This is a genomic window from Streptomyces flavofungini (assembly GCF_014650815.1).
Lineage (GTDB): Bacteria > Actinomycetota > Actinomycetes > Streptomycetales > Streptomycetaceae > Streptomyces > Streptomyces flavofungini.
This window is the reverse complement of sequence record NZ_BMVR01000005.1, coordinates 616,049-633,536: the sequence shown is the minus strand read 5'-3', so window position 1 is coordinate 633,536 and position 17,488 is coordinate 616,049. Positions and strand designations below refer to the sequence as shown.

The following is a 17,488-nucleotide window of genomic DNA, read 5'->3' as shown; positions in this document are numbered from 1 at the left end:
GACAAGTGCTACATGTGTCGGCAGGGCCGAGAACTGTACTGAACGGTGACGGGGAATTGATTGGCAAACGTGGTCGGAGGAAGGCACCCCCGGTGGGTCCTGTGAAATCAATTCAAGGGATTACCCCCGTTATTTAATTCATGAGAGTAATGATCTAGATATCTGCACGTTACCGTTCCGTGATAGGAGACCGGCAAGGTTGATCTCGCACCGCATCAGCGAATGCGGCGGCCGTCAGAGACTCACTCCGGCCACCACTGAGACTTCTCCGTTCCGTCCTATCTAAGGAATTCGTGCCATGCGTAAGACTGTCCTGGTACCCGTCCTCAAGACGCTTTGCGATGCCCACATAGCGCGGGACGGGAGCGAGCAAGAGGCCACGGACACGCTCACGCTGGGACCCCGTACCTGGGACCTGTGCACGGAACACGCGGCCACCTTCGGCCGGTACCTGGTAGATGCCCTGGGGGTGCCGGAGGGCGCCCCCGCCGAGCCTGAGCCGGTGGCAGTCGTTGAGCCTGTGCCCGTGACTGAGCCGTCGCCCGTTGTCGAGTCGGAGTGCGATGCGGAGGACGTGAGCGAGGCAGTGGCGGAGCCTGAGCCCATGCCTTCCGTGATGTTGGCGGGGGAAGTGCCCGGATATGACTGGGAGTCGGCCCGTGACGCCGTGCGGAACGCTGGCTATGAGGTGGTCGGCCGCGCCGATGACTCCACTGTCCTGCTCATCCTGGGTGAGGGAGGAGGCCGGAACGCGACCAAGCTGCGCGATGCGTCCGAGCGGGGCATCCCGTGCATGGACGTGCGATCCCCCGGCCGCTTCAAGTCGGCCGTCCTTGCTGGTGAGTTCGTCGGTGGTGACCCGCTTCCTGCGCCCGCCAAGGTCGATCGGTCGGGCATGAGCGATCGGGAGCGTAACCGTGTGATCCGGGCGTGGGCCCGCGAGAACGGTTGGCCCAACCTCCCCGTGCAGGGCCGTGTCCCGATGCAGGTCCGCCACGCGTACGAACTGGCTCACCAGGACGCGACGGAGGGAAAAGCGGCAGCGGCCTGAGCGTCGCCCCCACCGTGCCGGGCGCTGAGTGCGCCCGGCCGCACCGGCCAGAGGCCACCCAAGCAACCCTTTTCGAGATAGAGGCAGCATGAACACCCCCGTTCTGTACGGTCCCATCGGTCGCGCGGTCCGCAAGATCGCTCCGTTTCTGGAAGCGGATGCCCTTGGGGTGTATGTGGCCGCCCTGTCGATGTGGTCGGCCGCGATCGGTGGCACGGTCAAGGTGTCGTCCCGGGGCAACGCTCGCCCCGTGCTCGTCTGGAGTGCGTTGGTCGCTGGTATCGGCAGGGGCAAGGGGACCGCACTGCGGGCGGCGCTTCACGTCCTGGACAAGTCCTTGGGCCGCTTCCTGGCAACACACACCACTTCTGGGATCACGTCCGGGGCCAGCCTGGTCAACCACCTGTGGGAGCAGCAAGAGGCCACGGCGGAGACTGAACAGGGCAGGGATGTCAGGGCGTTTGTGTGCGAGGAAGAGTGGAGCGAGGTGCTTCGACGGGTGAAGCGGGATGCTTCATTCACGGCCAAGCTCAGGACGGCCTTCGACGGGGCGCCGCTACGCAACACCACGAAGGAAGAGGCTCAGGTAGTCGAGTCTCCGGCCCTGGTGCTGCACTGCCACATCACGCCTACGGAGTGGATCAAGAACGTCTCCGAGAGCGACGCGGCCGGAGGCTCGTACAACCGCATCCTGCCCTTCCTGCTCGGTTCCGTGCCCATGCTCGACGACGACCGCGTGAGCCTGCCGAAGGTGGATGGCTCCGAACTGTCCGACGCTTACGGATGGGCCACCGCCCGCCCCCGCGTGATCACCCTCTCCGAGAACGCCCGGCCGCTGTGGCGGACCGTTCGCCGGTACGCCCGCATCCTGGGCGAGACGCTTCCGGAAGCTCAGGCCGTGTTCATCGAGCGGACCGCAGAGCAGACGCTCAGGGTCGCGGCCTGCCTCGCCGCCTCCGAGTGCTCCGAGACCATCACGGACGAGATCCTGACAGCCGCCTTCACTCTCGTACGCCGCTCCGTCCAGGACGCAGTACGGATCAATAGGGGGGCCGACACTCCGAAGGTGAAGCGGCAGCCGCTCAGCCTCGCGGACAAGGTCCGCGCCCGGATCGAACTCCACGGCGGTCGGGCAATGTCCTCTCAGGTACTGCCCTACGTCGGAGCGAGCGCCGAAGAGGTCAAGGCACTCCCCGAAATCGCCGTGACCGTGGAACGGGAAGGGAAGACCGGTCGGCCGAAGACCGTTTTCACGCTCCGCGGTGACACTCCCGTTCACGCGCCGCCGCCGGACCCGACTCCGCAGCCGATGCCGGCCGCTCCAGAGCGTGAGCAGAACCGGGCCACGGTTGTGCAGATGGACGCCTACCGCCTGTCCCCCACGCAGGCCCCGAAGCCCGCGCCCGAACCGAAGCGCCCGGAACCGCTCGACGCCAACCCCTTCCGAGCACTCCTCTAACCAACCAAAGAACCGCCCCAGCCCTTAACGGGCTGGGGCGGTTTCGTTGCTTCGGCTCTACTCAGCCCGTTCCACCAGGGCGACCGATGTGCACAGGCGCCGGAATTGGTCGTGCTGGGTCCGGCCGGTGTGGCTCATGCACTCCACGTCGACGGTCGCACCATCCGATGAAGGCTCGGCCTCCCAATCGCACGTCAGGCACTTGGCCTCGAACGTCACTTCCGTATCCGGGTGCTGTGTGATCCGGTGCTTCGTGTACCGCAGGATTGAGCGGGTCATCGTTGCGTGCTCCCCCTCGTCAGGCGTCCGGTCGTCGGGCAGGGAAGGTCCGGCATGGCGCGATTCGGGGAGCAACACACCAGGGCCAGCGACAGGAACGAGGGGTGTTCGAGGTAGAAGCCGTGGGACACGTCCCCGCCCCAACCAAGCCGTTCGGCAGCGGAGTTGACCAGTAGCGCCAACCGCGTACTATCGCGGTCCGACTCGGAGGCGAATCGGGGTGCGTACTCGGCAAGCCGTTCCCCGAGCCATTGGGCCGCTTCCTTCGGCTCTTCCCAGGTGCCTCGGATCAGCTTCGCTGGCTTGATCAGCCAGTACGCCGTTTCGAGCGGCGGGAGGTCCACGACGGGGAACTCCGCCTTCACTTCCCTGTGCCGCTGGATCAGTTCCGGCTTGCCGTCTGCCGGGGGTGGATCAAGGTGCGGGGGCCGTCTCAGCGCCTCGTCGTCGAACCGTTGCTTGGAGCCGGTCCACAGGTAGCCGTGGTGGTGCAACTGTCGTCCCGTTCAGTGCAGGAAGCAGAGGAGCGCCCAACCGGCCCCGTCTCTCGGGGGATCGAGACAGGGCCGGAGGACACCAGGAATGGCCGTCAGGCCGAGACGGTGAAGCGGGCCGGGTCGATACCGGCCGCGCTCAGTTCGGCGGTGGTGAACCTCAGCGGCGCCGCACCGGGCCGCTTACTGTCTCCCAGCGCCCACACGTCGGGGCCGATCTTCGCCAGCGTGGCGCAGGACTCGCCGTCCGGATGCGTGCTGCCCCCGCACGCCTTGAGGAACTTGGCTCCGTCGATGGGCAGGCTGTACAGGTCGGTTCCGGGCATGGGTGTGCCTTCCTGTGAGGTCAGTGACAGGGGCAGGCTCAGAACTGGTACTGCTCCGCCTTCGACACGAGTACAACGCCAGGGGCAAGAGCTGTCGCGGACTCCCGAAGCAGCTCGTGCAGGACCGACCTGGAGTTGTCCGTCATAGCGTTGGTCAGGTTGTCGGCCAGTAGGGCGGCCTCAGACGGAAGCAGAACCATTTCCGTGTCTGCCATATGCCGACCGTTCTTCGTCAGCCACACAGGAATGCGGATGTTCCCATCACTATCCCGGTACGCCGGACGGCTTGGGATCGGGTCCATCCGCCAACCCTGCGGGGCCTTCTGTCTGTCGTTCTTCGGTTCGGTCGGCATGGAGCCATCGTTCTCTCGGCCGATGACACCGGTCCACGTTCTTGCATGAACTTGCACGCCAATTAGCTTGGCTGGTAGCGGTATTGATGCCGTCCTCACTGGTCGGCGAAGCTTGTGCAAGTCCGAGCAAGCATCTAGACCAGGGAGCCAGCCATGGCCACAGAGTTCGTCGGCATCGACCCTGAAACTGACCGGGACCACTGCCCCACTGTGTGGGCGGACGCGGAGGCTCAGGAGATCTTGTTGCAGGGATGGAAGCCGAGCACCGAGACTCAGGCGGAGTGCGAGGCAACCAGCCCCGCGAACGGTCCGGTACCTGATGGCGAAGCCATCGTCAGGCTTCCGGCCCGGATGATCCCGATGATTAGGGAGGCGTGTGATGCCGTCGAGCGTGCCCAGCTTCGCTGAGCTGCTTGGCCAGTGCGAGCGGTCCGCCGTCCACCTGGAGCTGCGCGACTCCTACGCCGCCACGGACCGGTTCGAGGCGTGGAAGCAGGGGGACCGGATCAACTGGGGGGATCGCGAGTCCTGGTGGCATCCCTATGACCAGTTGATCGCTGACACCGTAGCCAGGGGCGTGATGATCCGAAGGGCGCGGGTGGTCTCCGAGCCGGTATCGGAGTACATCCGCTGGGAGCACTACGTCACTCATGCCAACGTCACGGCAGGGGAGCAAGTCCGCTGGCTGCCCCGGCGACGAGCCACGACCATCCCCCTGCCGGGCAACGACTTCTGGCTGTTCGATGACACGCTGCTCCGGGTACACCACTTCTCGGGTGATGGCGTGGTGGTGGAGGACGAGATCACGGCCGATCCGGAGGCAGTGAAGCTGTGCTCCGCTGCGTTTGAAGCGGTCTGGGAGCGAGCGATCCCGCACCACCAGTACAAGGTCTGACGAAAGCCAACTCCGTGTCCCCTCACCCCTCTTCACGCGTTCAGAAGGCCCGCGAAGTCCTGGCTGGCCGTCTGCGGGAGATCCGAAAAGACGCGGGGATCAGCGGGCGGGAGTTGGCCGTCAGGTGCCGTTGGTCGGAGTCGAAGTCGTCCCGGATCGAGAACGCCAAGACGCCTCCGTCCGATGCCGATATCCGAGAGTGGTGCCGGGCCTGCGCCGCCGAGGACCAGGCCCCCGATCTGATCGCGGCCAACAGACAGTCCGCTGAAGCGCATGTCGAGTGGAAGCGGCTTCAGCGGACCGGCCTCCGGCGCCTGCAAGAGAGCACCGGCGACCTGTATCAACAAACTAAGAGCTTCCGCGTTTACGTATCCGACGTGATTCCTGGCTTCCTTCAGACACCGGGGTACGCCTCCGCCTTGCTGTCCTCCATCGCGGATTTCCGAGGGACACCGGACGACGTGAGCGAGGCCGTGGCAGCCCGGATACGGCGTAACGAGGTGCTGAGCAAGGGCGGGCGCCGGTTCTCCTTCGTGTTGGAGGAGTCGGTGTTGCGGTATCGACTGTGCGGCGCCGAAACCATGGCGGCGCAGCTCGGCCACCTGCTCGGGGTCATGGACCTTCAGAACGTCGCCGTGGGCATCGTCCCGTTCTCGGAACAACGGGCCGTTTGGCCCATGCCGACCTTCACGATCTTCGACGACCAGAGGGTGCACGCCGACACCTTGGACGCCGCCTCCACGCTCACACAGCCCAGCCAGGTAGAGCTATACGCCCGTGCCTTTGAACGCCTCTCGCAGCAGGCCGTACGGGGAGCGGCGGCCCGCGCCCTCATCGCGGACGCGGTGGCATCCCTGGGCTGACCAGCGACGGCAACGCCTCACGTACGGATGATCATGGGGAAATGCTGGGGAGGCACCCCATGAAGGGGGTGTTCATGCAGGTCAGAGCGATACATGCTGTAAAGCACGCAGATCTACGAGGGCACGAACCAGGTCCAGCGCATCGTGATGGCGCGCAACCTGCCGTAGTTCCGGGATCGCCCCACCGCACGAGACGTCGCCCTCTCCCCGCGCCGGGGAGAGGGCGACGCGCGTGTCCGGGCGGGTTCAGCCGAAGAACTCGACCAGCTGCCCGGTGACGAACTCCGGCTGCTCCTCCGGCAGGTAGTGGCCCGAGTCCGGTACGGCGCGCACCACCGCGTCCGTGCCGTGGCGGGCGAGGGTCTCGCGCAGGTAGGCGAGGTTGCGCTCGCCCGCGAGGCCGAGGAGCGGGGTGCGTACCGGCTCGTAGGTCGCGAAGTCGGCCACGTCCTGGCGGAAGGTCTGGTACCAGGCGTTGCCCGCACGGACCGCGTCCGGGGTGCTGTACGCCGCCGCGTACACGGCACGGGAGTGTGCGTCGATCGACGACTGGTCCTTGAGCAGGTAACCGAAGAGCCAGTCGCTCAAGGCGCCCATGCGGCCGTCGAGCAGTTGCTCCGGGAGGCCCTTGACCTGGTTGAAGGCGAACCACCACAGGTAGATGCCGGGGGCGGTCTCCCAGTCGGTGCCGGCTTCGACCGCCGGGAGCAGAGGGAACTTCCGGAGGTTCTCGTCGGGGTGGGCCACGTCCAGGAGCGCCACCTTGCGGGTGGCCTCGGGGTGGTTGGCGGCGTGGGCGTACGCGACCATGGCGCCGATGTCGTGCCCGACGAGGTGGGCGCTGTCGTGGCCGAGGTGGCGGACGAGGTCGCGCACGTCGCGCGCCATCGTCTTCTTGTCGTAGCCGCTCTCCGGCTTCGCCGAGCCGCCCATGCCGCGCAGGTCCACCGCGATGACGCGGTAGCGGCGGGCCAGGGTCGGCATGATCTTGTGGAACTGCCACCAGGTCTGCGGCCAGCCGCCGAGCAGCACGAGGGGTTCGCCGCTGCCGCCGGTGACGTAGTGCAGCCGGGTGCCGTTCACGTCGGCGTGCGCGCTGGTGAAGTCGCCTGCCAGCGAGCGGGCCAGTTCGGTGTCCGTCAGTCGTGCGTCGGTCATGTCGCTCTCCCCCACCGGAGTTGTGTACTGGTCATCCCAATACCGGGGCGAGCGGGTTCACGTCCGCCCCGGCACGAGCACGCTAACTCATTTGGACTGCCCAGTCCATAACTTGCCGCGAAGCCGGGGCGCGACCCCAACAGCCGCGCCCCGAAAGCCCGTTGCCCCGCCGTCAGCCGTCCAACTGCTCCAGCGTCGCGATCGACGGACCCCGCCGGGACCGCAGGTCCCGCGCCACGTCCTCCGCCGCGCCGAGCACGCGCACCGCGTTCTGCCAGGTCAGCTTGGCGAGGTCGGACGTGGACCAGCCTCGGTCGAGGAGTTCCGCGATGAGGTTCGGGTAGCCCGCGACGTCGTCGAGGCCGGACGGCGTGAAGGCGGTGCCGTCGTAGTCGCCGCCGATGCCGATGTGGTCGACGCCCGCGACCTCGCGCATGTGGTCGAGGTGGTCGGCGACCGTGGCGGCGGTGGCGATCGGGCGCGGGGTCGACTCCTCGAAGGCCGCGTGCACCTTCATCGCCTCGGGGGTGGTGTCGAGGTGGTGGAAGCCGTGGGCACGCATGTTCTCGTCGGCGGCGAGGGTCCAGTCGACGGCCGCCTGGAGGACGAACTTCGGGACGAAGGTGGCCATCGCCAGGCCGCCGTTCGCGGGCAGCCGCTCCAGGACGTCGTCCGGGATGTTGCGGGGGTGGTCGCACACCGCGCGGGCGGAGGAGTGCGAGAAGACCACCGGCGCGACCGAGGTGTCCAGGGCCGCCCGCATCGTCGTCGCCGCGACGTGGGAGAGGTCCACGAGCATGCCGACGCGGTTCATCTCCCGGACCACCTCGTGGCCGAACGGGGAGAGCCCGCCGACGCCCGGCTCGTCCGTCGCCGAGTCCGCCCAGGCGATGTTGTCGTTGTGCGTGAGCGTCATGTACCGCACGCCGAGGGTGTGCAGCGCCCGCAGCGTGGCCAGCGAGTTGTTGATGGAGTGGCCGCCCTCGGCGCCCATCAGGGAGGCGATGCGGCCCTCGCCGCGGGCCGCCTCCATGTCGGCGGCGGTCAGGGCGGCGCGCAGGTCCGCGGGGTAGCGGGCCAGCAACCGGCGTACGCAGTCGATCTGTTCGAGCGTCGCGCTGACCGCCGTGTCGCCGGCCATGTCCGCGCGGACGTACACCGACCAGAACTGCGCGCCGACGCCGCCCGCCCGCAGCCGCCCGATGTCCGTGTGCAGCCGGCCCGTCTGGTCGGCGGCGATGTCCAGGCGGTCGATGTCGTACCCGGCCTTCTCGCGCAGCGCCCACGGCAGGTCGTTGTGACCGTCGACGACGGGGAACTCCGCGAGCAGGGAACGGGCTTCGGCCAGGGATGCGGGCAGCGTGGTCATGCGCTCACTTTCCCGAGCCGAAGCCGAAACCGGAACCCGCGCCCTCGACCTTGGCGCGAAGGCGCTTGCCCTTCTCCGTCGCCTGGTCGTTCAGCTCCTGCTGGAACTCCCGCATCCGGCCGAGGAGTTCCTCGTCGTGCGCGGCGAGCATGCGGGCGGCGAGCAGCCCGGCGTTGCGGGCGCCGCCCACGGAGACCGTCGCGACGGGCACGCCCGCGGGCATCTGCACGATGGAGAGGAGGCTGTCCATGCCGTCGAGGTACTTCAGCGGCACCGGGACGCCGATCACCGGCAGCGGCGTGACCGAGGCGAGCATCCCGGGCAGGTGGGCGGCGCCGCCCGCACCCGCGATGATCGCCTTCAGGCCCCGGTCCGCGGCCCGCTCGCCGTAAGCGACCATCTCGCGCGGCATGCGGTGCGCGGAGACGACATTGACCTCGTAGGGGATCTCGAACTCGTCGAGGGCCTTCGCGGCGGCCTCCATCACGGGCCAGTCGGAGTCGGAGCCCATGACGATGCCCACGACGGGAGCAACGGGAGTACTCATTCGGTGATCGTCCCTCTGAGGTAGCCGGCCGCGTGACGGGCGCGCTCCAGCACGTCGTCAAGGTCGTCGCCGTAGGTGTTGACGTGGCCGACCTTGCGGCCGGGCTTCACGTCCTTGCCGTACATGTGGATCTTCAGCTGCGGGTCGCGCGCCATGCAGTGCAGGTACGCGGCGTACATGTCGGGGTAGTCGCCGCCGAGGACGTTCGCCATGACCGTCCACTTGGCGCGCGGACGCGGGTCGCCCAGCGGCAGGTCGAGGACCGCGCGGACGTGGTTGGCGAACTGGGAGGTGACCGCGCCGTCCTGGCTCCAGTGGCCGGAATTGTGCGGTCGCATCGCGAGTTCGTTGACCAGGATCCGGCCGTCGGCGGTCTCGAACAGCTCGACGGCGAGGTGCCCGACGACCTCCAGCTCCTTCGCCACGCGCAGCGCCAGCTCCTGCGCCTGCCCCGCCAGCTCCTCGGAGAGCCCGGGCGCGGGCGCGATCACCGTGTCGCACACGCCGTCGACCTGCCGCGACTCCACGACCGGATACGCCACGGCCTGCCCGTGCGGCGAGCGGACGACGTTCGCCGCCAGCTCCCGTACGAAGGCGACCTTCTCCTCGGCGAGGACCGGGACGCCCGCACGGAACGGCTCGGCCGCCTCCGCCGCGGAGCGCACCACCCACACGCCCTTGCCGTCGTACCCGCCGCGCACGGTCTTGAGGACGACGGGGAACCCGTCACTCTCCGTGCCCACGCCAGGGGAGGCCGCGACGCCCTCAGCCGCGAAGGCGGCCACGTCGGCCGGGTCCTCCACGATCCGATGGCGCGGGCAGGGCACCCCCAGCTCGTCGAGCTTCGCGCGCATCACACCCTTGTCCTGGGCGTGCACCAACGCGTCGGGCCCCGGGCGCACGGGGATGCCGTCCGCCTCCAGGGCCCGTAGATGCTCGGTGGGTACATGTTCGTGATCGAAAGTGATCACGTCGCAGCCCCGCGCGAAGTCACGCAGCGTGTCGAGGTCGCGATAGTCGCCGATGACGACATCGCTGACGACCTGCGCCGCGGAATCCTGCGGGGTGTCACTGAGGAGCTTGAACCTGATGCCGAGCGGGATGCCCGCCTCGTGTGTCATACGAGCGAGCTGACCCCCGCCGACCATGCCGACTACCGGGAACGTCACACCCACAGGGTATCGGCCATCCGGGAGCGGCCCGATTCCGCGCACGGGCGTCACAGGCGCGCCACAGAGTGACGGCGTCCCCGAGCGCCGACGGAGGTCGCTGGTTAGCATGGCTGGGTTGACGCGAACGAAATGACGGATCGACCGGGAGAGGCGACGGATCGACTGGGGAAACCGACCGGCGATACCGACGCGGACCACCCGCTCGACATCGATCCCGTCGACGGACCACATGAAATCGACGGGGGCTGGGGCGACCAACCATGACGGAGCGCGGCGCACTGAGGGTGCGGTTCGACCGACTCGCACGTGAAGTGGCCAAGTTCGGGGCCGTGGGGGCGGTCGGGACGCTGGTCAACTTCGCCGTGTTCAACCTGGTGCGGCACCTCACGGATCTGCAGGTGGTGCGCGCCAGCGTGATCGCGACCGTCGTCGCCATCGCCTTCAACTACGTCGGGTTCCGGTACTTCACCTACCGTGATCGCGACAAGAGCGGCCGCACCAAGGAGCTGACGCTCTTCCTGCTGTTCAGCGCGGTCGGCCTGGTCATCGAGAACGGCGTCCTGTACGTCGCCACGTACGGCTTCGACTGGGACAGCAGGCTGCAGTCCAACGTCTTCAAGTTCGTCGGCATGGGCATCGCGACGCTGTTCCGCTTCTGGTCGTACCGCACCTGGGTGTTCCGTACGCTGCCCGCCCGCGAGGCCGTGGCGCATGCGGAATCGTTCCTGGAGGACGGGGAGCGGGAGTCGGGGAGCGGCGAGGGGCGGACGAGCACGGCTTCGGGGGCCCGGGGACAGGGCTGAGGCCCGCCGGGCGGGCCCGGCGGGCCGGGGCAGGGCAGGACGCCCGACGCCTGCCGCGCTAGCGCACCGTGTCCCCTGGCACGTCCGACGGGCCGTCGTGGTCCCTGCCCTCCCGGTACGGGGGCGTACGCGACAGGAAGAGCCCGAACACCGGCGGCTTGCCCTGCAGCATCTCCAGGCGGCCCCCGTCCGCTTCGGCCAGATCCCGGGCCACCGCGAGGCCGATCCCTGTCGAATTGCGGCCGCTGATGGCGCGCTCGAAGATCCGCGCGCCGAGGTCGGCGGGCACGCCCGGACCGCTGTCCGTGACCTCCACGACGGCCTGGTTGCCGGTGACGCGGGTGCGCAGGGCGACGGTGCCGCCGCCGTGCATCAGGGAGTTCTCGATCAGCGCGGCCAGGACCTGGGCGACCGCGCCCGGGGTGCCGACCGCGTGCAGATGGCGCTTGCCGGAGCTGACGATGGCGCGGCCCGCGCTGCGGTAGGCGGGGCGCCACTCCTCCAGCTGCTGCTTGATCACCTCGTCCAGGTCGAAGGTGACGGCGGACCCGGTGCTGGGGTCGCGGGAATTGGTGAGCAGCCGCTCGACGACGTCCGTGAGCCGCTCCACCTGGGTGAGCGCGACCGTCGCCTCCTCCTTCACCGTGTCCAGGTCGTCGGTGAGGGTGATCTCCTCCAGGCGCATCGACAGGGCGGTCAGCGGCGTACGCAACTGGTGCGAGGCGTCGGCGGCGAGGCGCCGCTCGGCGGTGAGCATGCGGGCGATGCGCTCGGCGCTGCCGTCCAGGACGTCGGCCACGCGGTCCAGCTCCGGGACGCCGTAGCGGCGGTGGCGGGGGCGGGGGTCGCCGGAGCCGAGGCGCTCCGCGGTCTCGGCGAGGTCGGTGAGGGGGGAGGTCAGACGGTTGGCCTGGCGTACCGCGAGCAGGACGGCGGCGACGATGGCGAGGAGGGCCACACCGCCGATGATCAGCAGCGTCCGTCCGACCTCCTGCGTGACGGCCGTCCGGGGCTCCTCGACCGTGACCTTCTCGCCCTCCTCCCCGTCCCGGGTGGCGCGGATCACGTCGCCCGTGGGGCGGGTGCCGACCTCGATGGCGGCGCGGCCCGGGATCTCGATGCGCGCGTAGCGGTCCGTGTCGACCTGCTCGCGCAGCACGTCCCCGCTGACCCGCTCGTCGCTCAGCAGCCGGCTGTCCACGATGCCCGCGAGCCGCAGGGCCTCCGAATCCACCCTCTCCTGCGCGCTGTTGCTGATCGTGCGGGTCTCCACGATCACCAGCGAGACGCCGAAGACAGCGATCACCACGAGTACTACGGCGAGGGTCGAGTTGATGAGACGGCGACGCACAGGGCCCTCCGGCCGGGCAGGGGGACGGACCAGACCAGTGTGCCCCTCGCCCGGCGCCCCCCCGGTCCACCCCGCCCCGGCGGCGACCGCCCCGTGCGGCCTAACTCTTCTCGAAGCGGAACCCGACCCCGCGCACCGTCGCGATGTACCGGGGGTTCGCCGCGTCGTCGCCCAGCTTCTTGCGGAGCCAGGAGATGTGCATGTCGAGGGTCTTCGTGGAGGACCACCACGTCGTGTCCCAGACCTCGCGCATGAGCTGGTCGCGGGTGACCACGCGGCCGGCGTCGCGGACGAGGACGCGGAGGAGGTCGAACTCCTTGGCGGTGAGCTGGAGTTCCTCCTCGCCCATCCAGGCGCGGTGCGACTCGACGTCGATGCGGACGCCGTGGGTCGCGGGCGGCTGGGCGGGTTCGGTGGCGCCGCGCCGGAGCAGGGCCCGGACGCGGGCGAGGAGTTCGGCGAGGCGGAAGGGCTTGGTGACGTAGTCGTCGGCGCCGGCGTCGAGCCCGACGACGGTGTCCACCTCGTCGGCGCGGGCGGTGAGGATGAGGATCGGCACCGTATGACCCTCGGCGCGCAGCCTGCGGGCGACTTCGAGGCCGTCCATGCCGGGCAGGCCCAGGTCGAGCACGACCAGGTCCACACTGCCCTGCAGCCCGGCGTCGAGGGCGGTGGGACCGTCCTCGCGCACTTCGACCTCGTAGCCCTCGCGGCGCAGTGCGCGGGCCAGCGGCTCCGAGATGGACGCGTCGTCCTCGGCGAGCAGTACACGGGTCATGGGGTGATGGTAGTCCGCGCCGGACCAGCGCAGGAGGGTGATCGCCGGACGACCCCGCGCCCCCGGCCGCGCCCGCGCTCCCCCAAGAACGGAGGAACACGTTCCACCGTCCACCACGTGGGATCCTCGGAGTGGTCTTCCGTACACCTTCGAATGTGGGATGTTGGTTCCTGAGTCACCTGTGATCCATGTCTCAAGTCCTTCCAAATCCCGCTCTGTCGTGGCGTATGGTGGCGAGACGCCTGTAGCACTACTCAAGGACCTTTGGCCCGCTATTGCGCGCCAAGGGTCGCTTTTGTGTGTGGGCCGGTACCGATGTCACCGGCCTTTGAAAGGAATGACCTGTGGTCGGGCCCCGCACGCGATGATGCGTCCCGGGGTGTGGATCTCGGTGTCACCGTCCCTCGTGCTCCACGGACACCGTGGCACTGACCCCTCCTCAGGCGTGTGGGGTGGACGGCGGGACGCCGGTGCCGACCGCCCCCCACCGGGCGCGCCCCGCGGTCCCCCGCCGTCGGCCGCGTCCCGAACCACGAGGATCGACCCATGGCGTCCAGCCTGACGAAGGACTCGGCCAGCACTCCTGGTTCCGAGAAGACCTTCTTCGGCCACCCCCGCGGCCTGGCCACTCTCTTCATGACCGAGATGTGGGAGCGCTTCAGCTTCTACGGCATGAAGGCCCTGCTCCCCCTGTATCTGGTCGCCCCCGGCGGCATGGACATGGACGCCGCCACGGCGACGGCGATCTTCTCGATCTACATGGCGATGGTCTACCTGCTCGCCATGCCCGGCGGCTGGTTCGCGGACCGCCTGTGGGGCCCGCGCAAGACGATCACGATCGCCGCCCTGGTGATCATGGCGGGACACATCACCCTGGCCCTGCCCGGCCAGGCGGTGTTCTTCCTCGGCCTGGTCCTGGTGGCCATCGGCTCCGGCCTGCTGAAGGCCAACATCTCGACGATGGTCGGCCACCTCTACGACGGCCCGGACGACCCGCGCCGCGACGGCGGCTTCACCGTCTTCTACATAGGCATCAACCTGGGTGCCTTCTTCGCCCCGCTGGCCATCGGCACCGTCGGCGAGAAGGTCAACTGGCACCTGGGCTTCGCCCTCGCCGCGTTCGGCATGGCCCTCGGCCTGGTGCAGTTCCTGCTCGGCGGCCGCCACCTGAGCGAGCGCAGCAGCGTCGTGCCGAAGCCGGTGGACAAGCCGGAGCTGACGAGCCTGCTGCGCAAGGCCATGCTGTGGGTCATCGCCGCCGTCGTCTTCTACGGCGTCACGATCGCCACCGGCGTCTACACCCTGAACTGGGCCATCGTCCCGATCACGGTCGCGGGCCTGGTCATCCCGATCTGGGTGCTCGCCCGCATCAAGCGGGACAAAGAGCTGGACCAGGTCGAGCAGTCCAAGATGACGGCGTACATCTGGTTCTTCGTGGCCGCCGCGGTCTTCTGGATGATCTACGACCAGGGCGCCTCCACCGTGGCCCTGTTCGGCAAGAACTCCACGGACACCTCGATCTTCGGCTTCGACTTCCCGGTCTCCTGGTACCAGTCGGTCAACCCGGTCCTGATCATGGCCCTGGCCCCGGTCGTCGCCGTCCTGTGGCTGGCACTGAACCGCCGGGACAAGGAGCCGACCACGGTGGTGAAGTTCGCCGTCGGTCTGGTCATCACCGGTGCCTCGTTCTTCGTCTTCCTGATCCCGCTGACGATGGCGGGCGACGGCGAGAAGGTCGGCGCGTACTGGATGGTCGCGATCTACTTCATGCACACCGTCGGTGAGCTGTGCGTCTCCCCGGTCGGCCTGTCGGTCACGACGAAGATGGCCCCGGCGAAGTACGCCTCGCAGATGCTCGGTGTCTGGTTCCTCGCCGTCACCGCCGGTGACTGCACCACCGGCCTGCTGTCCACGGCCGGTGTCGACCTGAACAAGACCGGCGTGGTCGCCATGGAGGCCACCCTCGCCGTCATCGCGGGCATCGCCGTCTACATGTACCGCAAGAAGGTCAAGGCGCTCATGGGCGACGTCAACTGACACCCGCCTGAGCCCGTTCGTACGAACTGAGGGCCGCCGCACCACCCGGTGCGGTGGCCCTTGGCGTTTCCCGGGGCGCGGTGGCGGCGCGCGGTGGACCATCGCCCCATGACCGTGCGCCATCGCCGCCCGACCGCGCGCCATCGCCGGAAGCCCGGGCGCCCGCTCCGTACGACCGGGCGCCACCGCCCCCTGACCGTGCGCCGCGCGCTGCTGACCCTGTCCCTGTGCGGCACGCTGCTCTCCTCCAGCGTCGCCGCCGAGGCGGCACCCGAGGCCCCGCCGCCCGGCCGCGTCTTCTCCTACGGCGAGCACACCCGCCAGACCGTGACGGTGTACGGCCCCTCCGGGGGCGGGAAGCGGCAGTCCCTCGTCGTCCTGCACGGCGGCTCGTGGGCCCGGGACACCGACTGGAGCGGCTGGTCACGGTGGTTCGCGGCGCGCGGCTTCACCGTGTACGAGACCGACTACCGGCTCTCCTCGGACGCCGCCTGGCCCGCCCAGCGCACCGACGTGCTCGCCGCCCTGCGCTGGATCGCCCGCCGCGAGGGCCCGCGCGCGCCCCGGCCGCTGCTCCTCGGCTCGTCGGCGGGCGGGCATCTCGCGGTGAGCGTGGGCGCGTACCGCGACGGCCTCTCGTACGTACGCGGGGTGGCCGCCCTGTCCCCCGTCGCCTCGCCGTACCGGGCGTGGGCGGACGGGGCGCGGCCCGGCGCCCCGGCCCGGCAGCGGGCGCTGCGGCAGGCGGCGAAACGTCTCGCCGGATGCGACCCGGACACCTCGGGGCGGCGCTGCTGGGAGCGGTGGGGCGACCTGGCGGCGGTCTCGCACGCGTCGGGCGCCCGGGACGCTCCCCTGTACCTGGTGCACTCGGCCGGCGACTACGTACCGCCCGCGCACTCCGCCGAACTCGCCGCCGCCCAGCGCCGGGCGGGCCTGCGGGACGTGACCGTGCGGACCCTGTCGGGCTCGGCGCACGGCGGCCCGCTCCTCAGGGCGCCGGGCCTCGCGCGGGACGTACTGGCGTGGCTGCGGGCGCACGCGGGCACCCGCAGCCAGCGGCCCTAGCTCAGCACGGCCAGCGGCCTCGGCAGCGCAGTCGGCGGCCCCGGCTCAGCGCAGCCACCGGCGGCGCCCGCGCGGCAGGAACGTGAACACCGCGCCGCCCAGCAGGATCGCCGTGCCCGCGACCAGGCCGAGCGCCCGCAGCGCCCCGTTGTCCTCGGCGCCGGTGTCCGCGAGCCCGCCGCCCGACGTCGCCGCGCCGCCCGCCGAGCCGGAGGCGGAGCCACCCGACGTACCGGAACCGCCGGTGCCGCCGCTGCCCGACGAGCCGCCGGACGCGCCGCCCGGCTGCGCCGACGTGTCGAGCTCCAGGGACACTTCGGTCTTGGCCGGGGTGCAGGTCGTGGTCGTGCCCAGGGCCTTCACGGTGAGGACGCCCGGGGACAGGGTGGACTTGCCGTCGGCGCCCGGCTTGTACGTCCCCGTGAGGTCGGGGATGGTGATCGGGGCGCCGGACTTGATCGGCTCCTTGTTCGCGGGGCCCTCGACGGCCACGGTGCCCTTGTCGGCGCCGCCCAGCCCGACCGCCATCGACGGGGTCACGGAGTTCGCGGGGATGTCGGCGGGGCTGTCCATGACGGACTTCTTGAACTGCACGGTGAGACCGTAGCTGCCGCCGTTCTTCTTGGCGTTGATCTGCACCGGCGAGGTGGCTTCCTTGTCGCCGATGGGGGTCTTGCACTTGTAGGGGATCTGGACTTCCTTGCCGGTGAAGTCCCTCTGGTCGCCCCCGCCACCGGTGGAGCCGCCGGAGCCCGAGCTGCCGGACGTGCCGCCGCCGCTGGTCGTACCGCCGTCGTCACCGCCACCGGAACCCGAACCCCCGGTGTTCCCACCGGAGTTGCCGCCGGACGAAGTACCGCCCGTGGTCCCGCCGGAGCTGCCGCCCGACGTCGTGCCGCCCGAACTGCCGCCGCCCTCGGTCACCTTGATGGTCGCCGCGGCCTTCACGGCCTCCTCCGGCTTGCACTTGGTGTCCGTGGAGATCGGCTTGTCGACGTTGATGTCGTACGCGTCCGGGGTGAGCGTCACCTCGCCCGGCTTCGTCAGCTTCAGCTTGGCCTTCATGTCGGACAGGACCATCGGACTGCCCTTGGGTATGGGCGGGTTGGTCCGCGTCCCCGTCAGCTTCAGGTCGCCGCTCTGGGCGCCGCCCAGCTTGATCGTGCCGGTGGGCAGGACGGTGTCCTTGCCGAGATCGAGGATGTCGGGGTTCTTGGACGCGGCCTCGACGGTCTTCCACACCACCTCGACCTCGTCGCCGACCTTCGCCTCGGCGGGCACCTTGACGTCCACCTTCGTGGTGCCGTGCACCGGCGGCAGATTGGAGATCGGGGGCGGCACGCACTCCGTCTTGTACGCGACCTCCGCGGCCTGCGCCGGACCGGCGGCGGCGAGCAGGACCCCGCCCACGAGCCCCGAGCCGCCCAGCATCAGGGCGACGCCGGCCGCGGTCGCTCTGGTACGGGGTGGCGCCTCCCCGGCCGC

Annotated in this window: 19 protein-coding genes; 8 read left to right on the top strand and 11 right to left on the bottom strand. The window is 69.6% G+C overall.

What is annotated here, in order from left to right:
* The first annotated feature begins 298 nt into the window (after positions 1 to 298).
* Entirely contained in the window at positions 299 to 1,051 is a 753-nt protein-coding gene (locus tag IE274_RS16260) for an Lsr2 family DNA-binding protein (protein WP_190116420.1), read from the top strand.
* Between the two features lie 88 nt (positions 1,052 to 1,139).
* A complete protein-coding gene (locus tag IE274_RS16255) occupies positions 1,140 to 2,510 on the top strand; it encodes a DUF3987 domain-containing protein (protein WP_190116419.1) in 1,371 nt (456 codons plus the stop codon).
* Between the two features lie 57 nt (positions 2,511 to 2,567).
* Here IE274_RS16255 and IE274_RS40560 read toward each other — a convergent pair whose 3' ends face one another.
* The 4 genes from IE274_RS40560 to IE274_RS16240 form a co-directional block, all read right to left on the bottom strand.
* Positions 2,568 to 2,789 carry a DUF7848 domain-containing protein gene (locus IE274_RS40560; protein WP_198897902.1) on the bottom strand — a complete coding sequence of 74 codons (222 nt, stop codon included), beginning with the start codon at positions 2,787 to 2,789 and terminating at the stop codon, positions 2,568 to 2,570.
* Complete coding sequence (locus IE274_RS16250; protein WP_190116418.1) at positions 2,786 to 3,283, bottom strand: hypothetical protein; 498 nt, start codon at positions 3,281 to 3,283, stop codon at positions 2,786 to 2,788. Before IE274_RS16250 ends, IE274_RS40560 begins: the two co-directional genes overlap by 4 nt.
* 95 nt (positions 3,284 to 3,378) lie before the next feature.
* Positions 3,379 to 3,609, bottom strand: a complete 231-nt coding sequence (locus tag IE274_RS16245) for a DUF397 domain-containing protein (protein WP_190116417.1) — start codon at positions 3,607 to 3,609, stop codon at positions 3,379 to 3,381.
* A 38-nt stretch (positions 3,610 to 3,647) separates the two neighbouring features.
* Positions 3,648 to 3,962, bottom strand: a complete 315-nt coding sequence (locus IE274_RS16240) for a hypothetical protein (RefSeq protein ID WP_190116416.1) — start codon at positions 3,960 to 3,962, stop codon at positions 3,648 to 3,650.
* A 153-nt stretch (positions 3,963 to 4,115) separates the two neighbouring features.
* On the opposite strand from IE274_RS16240, the gene IE274_RS16235 reads away from it, so the two are divergent.
* From IE274_RS16235 to IE274_RS16225, 3 genes are read left to right on the top strand one after another with little or no spacing between them, the layout of a single operon-like run.
* Positions 4,116 to 4,370, top strand: a complete 255-nt coding sequence (locus IE274_RS16235; RefSeq protein WP_190116415.1) for a hypothetical protein — start codon at positions 4,116 to 4,118, stop codon at positions 4,368 to 4,370.
* A complete protein-coding gene (locus IE274_RS16230) occupies positions 4,342 to 4,857 on the top strand; it encodes a DUF6879 family protein (RefSeq protein WP_190116414.1) in 516 nt (171 codons plus the stop codon). Before IE274_RS16235 ends, IE274_RS16230 begins: the two co-directional genes overlap by 29 nt.
* 14 nt (positions 4,858 to 4,871) lie before the next feature.
* Positions 4,872 to 5,720, top strand: coding sequence for a helix-turn-helix domain-containing protein (locus IE274_RS16225; RefSeq protein ID WP_190116413.1), 849 nt, complete (start codon positions 4,872 to 4,874; stop codon positions 5,718 to 5,720).
* A 246-nt stretch (positions 5,721 to 5,966) separates the two neighbouring features.
* Here IE274_RS16225 and IE274_RS16220 read toward each other — a convergent pair whose 3' ends face one another.
* From IE274_RS16220 to IE274_RS16205, 4 genes are all read right to left on the bottom strand, one after another.
* Entirely contained in the window at positions 5,967 to 6,878 is a 912-nt protein-coding gene (locus tag IE274_RS16220; RefSeq protein WP_190116412.1) for an alpha/beta fold hydrolase, read from the bottom strand.
* 172 nt (positions 6,879 to 7,050) lie between these two features.
* On the bottom strand, positions 7,051 to 8,247 hold the full coding sequence (locus IE274_RS16215; RefSeq protein ID WP_190116411.1) for a dipeptidase: 1,197 nt from the start codon (positions 8,245 to 8,247) through the stop codon (positions 7,051 to 7,053).
* 4 nt (positions 8,248 to 8,251) lie between these two features.
* Entirely contained in the window at positions 8,252 to 8,794 is a 543-nt protein-coding gene (gene purE / locus IE274_RS16210; protein ID WP_190116410.1) for a 5-(carboxyamino)imidazole ribonucleotide mutase, read from the bottom strand.
* Positions 8,791 to 9,963, bottom strand: a complete 1,173-nt coding sequence (locus IE274_RS16205; RefSeq protein ID WP_190116409.1) for a 5-(carboxyamino)imidazole ribonucleotide synthase — start codon at positions 9,961 to 9,963, stop codon at positions 8,791 to 8,793. Before IE274_RS16205 ends, purE begins: the two co-directional genes overlap by 4 nt.
* A 263-nt stretch (positions 9,964 to 10,226) precedes the next feature.
* On the opposite strand from IE274_RS16205, the gene IE274_RS16200 reads away from it, so the two are divergent.
* A complete protein-coding gene (locus IE274_RS16200) occupies positions 10,227 to 10,769 on the top strand; it encodes a GtrA family protein (protein ID WP_190116408.1) in 543 nt (180 codons plus the stop codon).
* Between the two features lie 58 nt (positions 10,770 to 10,827).
* On the opposite strand, the gene IE274_RS16195 is transcribed toward IE274_RS16200, so the two are convergent.
* Positions 10,828 to 12,120, bottom strand: a complete 1,293-nt coding sequence (locus IE274_RS16195) for a sensor histidine kinase (protein ID WP_190116407.1) — start codon at positions 12,118 to 12,120, stop codon at positions 10,828 to 10,830.
* A 100-nt stretch (positions 12,121 to 12,220) separates the two neighbouring features.
* Positions 12,221 to 12,898 carry a response regulator transcription factor gene (locus IE274_RS16190; RefSeq protein ID WP_016644465.1) on the bottom strand — a complete coding sequence of 226 codons (678 nt, stop codon included), beginning with the start codon at positions 12,896 to 12,898 and terminating at the stop codon, positions 12,221 to 12,223.
* Between the two features lie 546 nt (positions 12,899 to 13,444).
* Between IE274_RS16190 and IE274_RS16185 the strand changes: the two genes are divergently transcribed.
* On the top strand, positions 13,445 to 14,935 hold the full coding sequence (locus IE274_RS16185) for a peptide MFS transporter (protein ID WP_190116406.1): 1,491 nt from the start codon (positions 13,445 to 13,447) through the stop codon (positions 14,933 to 14,935).
* Positions 14,936 to 15,043: 108 nt separating this feature from the next.
* Positions 15,044 to 16,003, top strand: coding sequence for an alpha/beta hydrolase family protein (locus tag IE274_RS16180; RefSeq protein WP_190116405.1), 960 nt, complete (start codon positions 15,044 to 15,046; stop codon positions 16,001 to 16,003).
* A gap of 45 nt (positions 16,004 to 16,048) precedes the next feature.
* Here the strand turns inward: IE274_RS16180 and IE274_RS16175 are convergent, their stop codons facing one another.
* Positions 16,049 to 17,434, bottom strand: a complete 1,386-nt coding sequence (locus IE274_RS16175) for a hypothetical protein (RefSeq protein WP_190116528.1) — start codon at positions 17,432 to 17,434, stop codon at positions 16,049 to 16,051.
* Positions 17,435 to 17,488: the final 54 nt, after the last annotated feature.